The sequence below is a fragment of the Streptomyces sp. MnatMP-M17 genome (genome assembly GCF_900091995.1).
Taxonomy (GTDB): Bacteria; Actinomycetota; Actinomycetes; order Streptomycetales; family Streptomycetaceae; genus Streptomyces.
The window spans coordinates 1-3,892 of record NZ_FMDK01000420.1 but is presented as its reverse complement, the minus strand read 5'-3'; the positions used below and the strand labels follow the sequence as shown (position 1 = coordinate 3,892).

The window sequence follows — 3,892 nt, the reverse complement described above, 5'->3', positions numbered from 1 at the left end:
GTTCTTACGGCCTCACGGTTACGGCTGCGGCTACGCCTCGACCGTCGGCCGCACCGCCGGGCGGCGGCTCGCGATGACCTTCTTCGCCAGCGAACGCGGGCTGGTCAGAAAGCCGTATCCCCACGACATGTGCATGGTGGCCAGCGCCACCGGGATCTGGAGCCTGGCCTTCAGCGGCAGGCCCTTGCCCGCGGGCACCGAGCCCGCGGCGATCGCCGCGAGATAGCCGGCCGGGACGATCAGGCCCCACGGCGTGAGCACCGCGCCGACGATGATGCCCGCCGCGATGGCGCAGACGGCCGTCGGCGGCGCGAGATAGCGCAGATTGATCGAGCCCGAGTGGTAGCGGGCGACGACACGGCGCCAGCGCCCGTAGTCCTTGTACTGCTTGGCGAGCGCCCTGACCGAGGGCCTGGGACGGTACTGCACGCGCAGCTCGGGAGAGAACCAGATCCCGCCGCCGGCCTCGCGGATACGGAAGTTCAGCTCCCAGTCCTGGGCCCGGATGAACTCCTCGTTGTAGCCGCCCTGCTGCTCCAGCGCCTCGCGCCGGAAAACACCCAGATACACGGTTTCGGCGGGCCCGGCCTCGCCTCCGGTGTGGAACGCCGCGTTGCCGACACCTATTTTCGAGGTCATGGCGGCGGCGACCGCGTTCTCCCAGTCGTTCTCGCCCTCGGCGTGCATGATCCCGCCGACGTTCTGCGCGCCGGTCTCCGCCAGCAGCCGGACGGCGGTCGCGATGTAGTCCGGCGAGAGCATGCCGTGGCCGTCGACGCGTACGACGACGGGATGCCTGGACGCCTTGATCGCGGCGTTCAGGGCGGCGGGAGTGCGGCCGGTCGGGTTGGGGACGGTCCGGACAGTGGCCCGTGGATGGGACGCGGTCTCCCGGACCAGCTCCGCGGCGATCTCGTCCGTACGGTCCGTGGAGGGCCCGAGCGCGATCACCACCTCCATCTCGCCCTCGTACTCCTGCTCCAGGATGTGCCGGACGGAGTTCCGCAGATGGCGTTCCTCGTCGAGCACCGGCATGATCACGGAGACCGCGGGCGGCAAGGCAGGCATGGAGTCTTCTGGGTCCTTCGGGAGACGTCGGTACGGCGGTCGGTACGGCGGTCGGTACGGCGGCTGATACGGCGGCCACGTTACCGCGAACGGGCGACAGCGACGCGCGCCACCCGTGCGGTGCGCGTACGGTGCCCGGCTGCACTGATCGTATGGACGTATTACCGCACCCACACCAGACCAGCGCCCACACCAGCACCCGCGCTCCCCGCCACCCGCTCCTCGCTCCTCGACCACCGCGGAGGTGTCCCCCGTTGACCACGCCACCCCGCTCCCCGCGCCGCCCGTACCGTCCCGTCCCGCCCGTCCGCCGCCAGCCCGTGCCGCGCCCACCGGCTCCGGAGAGCCGACGGGAGCGGTCCCGCTGGGGAATGCGGGTGACGACGACCGTCTCCGTACTGGTACTGAGCGCGGGCGGAATCGGCCACGCGGTGGTGAGCAGCCTGGACACCGAGATCGACCGGGTGGACGCGTTCAAGGACATGAAGAACCGGCCGGACGCGGGCCACGGTCTGAACCTCCTGCTCGTCGGCACCGACGGCCGCGACAAGATCACGGAGGACGAGCGGCAGAAGTACCGGCTCGGCGGAGCGCCGTGCCACTGCACCGACACGATCATGCTGGTGCATCTCTCGGCGAACGGCGAGCGCGCGAGCGTGGTGAGCCTGCCGCGCGACAGTTATACGGAGCTGCCCGAGCACATCGACACCACCACCGGCAAACAGCACCAGCCGCATGTGGTGAAGCTCAACGCGGCGTACACGGAGGGCGGACCGAATCTGACGGTCCGGACCCTGGAACATATGACCGGTGTGAAGATCAGCCACTATCTGGAGGTCGACTTCACCAGCTTCATGAAGACGGTGGACGCCCTGGGCGGTGTGGAGATCTGCACGCCCAGGGCACTGAAGGACTCGTACACGGGACTCGATCTGACGCCCGGCACGCACAAGCTGGACGGCGGGCAGGCGCTGCAGTACGTACGGTCCCGGCATATCGACGGCGCGGCCGACCTCGGCAGGATGCGGCGCCAGCAGCGCTTCCTGGCCGCGCTGATCGACCGGGCCACCAGCAGCGGTGTGCTGCTGAATCCGGTGAAGTTCCGTGATGTCAGCTCCGCGATGCTCACCTCGGTCCGGGCCGACGCGGAATTCGGTACGGAGCAGATGCTCGCCCTGAACGAGGCGATGCACGGTTTCTCGGCCGCGTCGTCGGAGTTCACCTCGGTGCCGTTGGCGGAGGCCGGGGCCGGCGTCGCGGTCAAAGGTGTCGGCTCGACGGTGAAATGGGATCCGGTGAAGTCGAAGCGGCTCTTCCGGGCACTGCGCGAGGACCGCCCGCTGACCACGCTGAACGAGCCGAAGCCGAAGCCGAGCCGGTCGCCGGAGCGCAAGCCCGAAGACGGCCGGCCCCAGGACGGGCAGGAGGCCGTGCCGGTCGAAGTGGAGCCGAAACGGGTCAAGGTGCAGGTCTACAACGGGACGCGCAAGGCCGGACTCGCCAGACGGGCCGACAAAGCGCTGCGCGCCACCGGCTTCGACACGACCCGTGTGCCGCTGAACGCGCGGGAACACGATCAGCGGCGGACGGTCGTGCTGTACGACCCGCGCTGGGACCGCTCGGCGAGATCCCTGGCCGCCGCGCTGCCCGGCAGCGAACTGCGCGCGGTGCGGCAGCAGGGCGCGACGCTCAAGGTGACGCTGGGGACGGACTTCCGGGCGGTGACGCCGGTACGTGTCGAGGCCCCGTCGAAGGACCGGTTCGAGACGGTGACCGGCGACCAGGCCGTATGCCGCTGAGAGGGTTCAGTCGTCAAAGCCTTCCGCCGCGCGCTTCTCCCGTAGCTCCTTGATCGCCTGCCGCCGGGCCAGCCGGTGTGTACGCCGGATCTGGGCCTCCTGGTAGCGCCGCTTGTCGCGCTCCGTCTCCGGGATCACCGGCGGTACCGGACGGGGCCTGCCGTCCGCGTCGACGGCCGCGAAGACCAGATACGCGCTGCCGACCTGGGTCGCCGGAGTCGACTCGTTCCAGCGCTCGGCCAGCACCCGTACCCCGACCTCCATCGAGGACCGGCCCGTCCAGTTGACCTGGGCTTTCACATGCACCAGATCTCCGACCCGCACCGGCTCCAGAAAGACCATCTCGTCCATGGAGGCGGTGACCGCGGGCCCGCCGGAGTGCCGTCCCGCGACCGCGCCCGCCGCGTCGTCGACCAGCTTCATGATCACGCCGCCGTGCACCGTACCGAGCAGATTGGTGTCGCCGCCAGTCATGATGTGGCTGAGCGTGGTCCGGGAGGCGGCGGTGGGCTTGCCCGGTATCGGGGACTCCGGACGGTCGGCCTGATCTGTCATGGCCCCCACCTTATGCGCAGGTCCGGCCGGGTCCGGCAGGGTCCGGGCGCGGTACGCACGGCATCGGCCCGTACGTATGACATCGGGCGGTACGCATTGCATCAGCTTGGCAACAGGCCCGCCCCGATTTTCCATAGCCCCTGTCAGCGACGCGCCGGCGCCCTGCACACTGGTCCGCATGAATGATTGGCCCGATGGATGGACCGGCGACCGCGGCAACCGCGGCGACCGCTACGGGCGCGGCAGTGCGGGCGCACAGCCCGAGGGCGCGCGCGCGATGCCGCATGTGCAGCCTCGTGGCGTCCCCCGGCAGTCGCAGGGGTACGACCAGGGCTATGAGCCGGGATACGACAGCGGCTACAACACGGGCCAGGTCTACGGCTCGCCCGGTGGCGGCGGTCGCAACGGCGGCGGCCCGCCGCCTCCGCCGAGCGGCCCTCCCGCGCCCCGGTACGCGCCCGACTGGCGCC

The 3,892-nt window shown here is 70.4% G+C and carries 3 protein-coding genes and 1 pseudogene; 2 read left to right on the top strand and 2 right to left on the bottom strand.

The window, feature by feature from the left end; genetic code table 11:
• Window positions 1-30 precede the first annotated feature (30 nt).
• On the bottom strand, window positions 31-1,068 hold the full coding sequence (locus tag GA0115259_RS19295; protein ID WP_093598566.1) for a glycosyltransferase family 2 protein: 1,038 nt from the start codon (window positions 1,066-1,068) through the stop codon (window positions 31-33).
• A 371-nt stretch (window positions 1,069-1,439) separates the two neighbouring features.
• On the opposite strand from GA0115259_RS19295, the gene GA0115259_RS19290 reads away from it, so the two are divergent.
• A complete protein-coding gene (locus GA0115259_RS19290; RefSeq protein ID WP_161230417.1) occupies window positions 1,440-2,867 on the top strand; it encodes an LCP family protein in 1,428 nt (475 codons plus the stop codon).
• A gap of 6 nt (window positions 2,868-2,873) precedes the next feature.
• On the opposite strand, the gene GA0115259_RS19285 is transcribed toward GA0115259_RS19290, so the two are convergent.
• The gene (locus GA0115259_RS19285; RefSeq protein ID WP_093598560.1) at window positions 2,874-3,422 is read right to left on the bottom strand and encodes an acyl-CoA thioesterase; all 549 of its coding nucleotides are present in this window, start codon (window positions 3,420-3,422) and stop codon (window positions 2,874-2,876) included.
• A 178-nt stretch (window positions 3,423-3,600) separates the two neighbouring features.
• Between GA0115259_RS19285 and GA0115259_RS19280 the strand changes: the two are divergent.
• Window positions 3,601-3,892, top strand: a pseudogene (locus tag GA0115259_RS19280) (LytR family transcriptional regulator); the annotation flags it as partial.

Bases quoted from the DNA above. Each gene is read 5' to 3' on its own strand.
- GA0115259_RS19295 (WP_093598566.1), bottom strand. From the start codon at position 1,068: ATGCCTGCCTTGCCGCCCGCGGTCTCCGTGATCATGCCGGTGCTCGAC.
- GA0115259_RS19290 (WP_161230417.1), top strand. From the start codon at position 1,440: ATGCGGGTGACGACGACCGTCTCCGTACTGGTACTGAGCGCGGGCGGA.
- GA0115259_RS19285 (WP_093598560.1), bottom strand. From the start codon at position 3,422: ATGACAGATCAGGCCGACCGTCCGGAGTCCCCGATACCGGGCAAGCCC.